The sequence below is a fragment of the Arhodomonas sp. KWT genome (assembly GCF_010993615.1).
Map to the genome: position 1 here is coordinate 1 of NZ_WNXE01000470.1, position 1,299 is coordinate 1,299.

The 1,299-nt window shown below is 70.8% G+C and carries 3 protein-coding genes; 1 reads left to right on the forward strand and 2 read right to left on the reverse strand.

The window, feature by feature from the left end:
• Window positions 1-431 (reverse strand): L,D-transpeptidase (locus G7A99_RS19995; RefSeq protein WP_163143551.1); only part of this gene is annotated, 431 nt, incomplete at its 3' end.
• On the reverse strand, window positions 424-915 hold the full coding sequence (locus tag G7A99_RS20000) for a CYTH domain-containing protein (protein WP_018716800.1): 492 nt from the start codon (window positions 913-915) through the stop codon (window positions 424-426). The genes G7A99_RS20000 and G7A99_RS19995, both read right to left, overlap by 8 nt.
• A gap of 67 nt (window positions 916-982) precedes the next feature.
• Here G7A99_RS20000 and G7A99_RS20005 point away from each other — a divergent pair.
• Window positions 983-1,299: YiiD C-terminal domain-containing protein (locus G7A99_RS20005; protein WP_163143554.1), on the forward strand; the 317-nt coding region annotated here is incomplete at its 3' end.

The following is a 1,299-nucleotide window of genomic DNA, read 5'->3' on the forward strand; positions in this document are numbered from 1 at the left end:
GGGTGCATGCGGATGCAGCCGTGGGAGACCGGTTGCCCGAGCGGGGACTCCGGCGGGCCGCCGTGGATGTAGATGAATCGGCGCATTGTGTCGCACCGGCCGAGGCGGTTGTGGCCCGGCTCGGTGCCGCTCAGCCAGAGGATGCGCCCGAGGATCCAGTCCCGCCCGGGATGGGCGTCGGCGAGCGCCCGGGTATAGCGCTCCCCCGTCGGACGCCGGCCCACGAATACCGCGTCCGCCGGCTCGCCGGCGCCGATGCGCGCACGCACGATGTGCCGGCCCCGCGGCGTGCAGCCGCTGCCGTCCAGCTCGCCGGCACCATTGGCGCCGGTAGCCACCGGCCAGTCCGCGAGGACGGCGCCGTCGCTGCCGTACAGGCGGAGCCGCTGCGCCGCGAGGTTCACATGGATCCAGGGGGTGTGCTCAGTCACCGGTGCGCTCCGCGGCGGTCCACTCGCTGTAGGGGTAACGCACCAGCGAGACGTTGTAGTAGCGCGGCAGGTGGGAGACTTCCCGTCCCGCCCATTCGGGCCTCGTGAAGGCCTCTTCGGCGCTCGCGAGCTCGACCTCCGCGACCACCAGCCCGGCGTTGTCGCCCTCGAAGACGTCCACCTCCCAGGTGTGACCGTCCACCGGGACGTGGTAGCGGGTCTTCTCGATCAGTGGCCGGTGGCAGAGGTGGTCGAGCATCTCCTGTGCCTCATCGGCGGGGATCGCGTACTCGTACTCGCGGCGCTGCACGCCGAGGGTTGCGCCCTTGATGTTGAGCCACGCGCGGGCACCGGCGAGGCGCACGCGCACGCTGGCGTGGATGTCGCGGCCGAGGTAGCCCTGGCGCATGGGCTGGCCGGCGTCCGCGGCGTCGCGCCAGGCGTCGCCGGTCACCAGGAATTTGCGTTCGATCTCTTCGGCCATGGCTGTATCCGGTCCGTCGTGCGGGCAATGGTATCCTACAGCGGTGTCTCACCCCAGGGAGATCCGCATGCTTACCGCCTCGGCGCTGCAGGCGCGGTTCAATAACCTGATCCCGCTGAGCCGGGCCATGGAGGTGCTGGTCACCCGGCTCGACGAGGCGGGACTCGAGCTCACCGCGCCGCTCTACGCCAACCACAACCATACGGGAACGGGCTTCGCGGGAAGCCTCTACAGTCTGGCCTGCCTAGCGGGCTGGGGGTGGCTCTACGCGCTCACCCGCGGCGCCGGCATCGAGCCGCAGCTGGTACTCGCGGACGGGCAGATTCACTACCACCGGCCCTGCGACGACGAGCTCCACGCCGTCCTCGACGTGCCGGCGGATCT

Bases quoted from the DNA above. Each gene is read 5' to 3' on its own strand.
- G7A99_RS20000 (WP_018716800.1), bottom strand. From the start codon at position 915: ATGGCCGAAGAGATCGAACGCAAATTCCTGGTGACCGGCGACGCCTGG.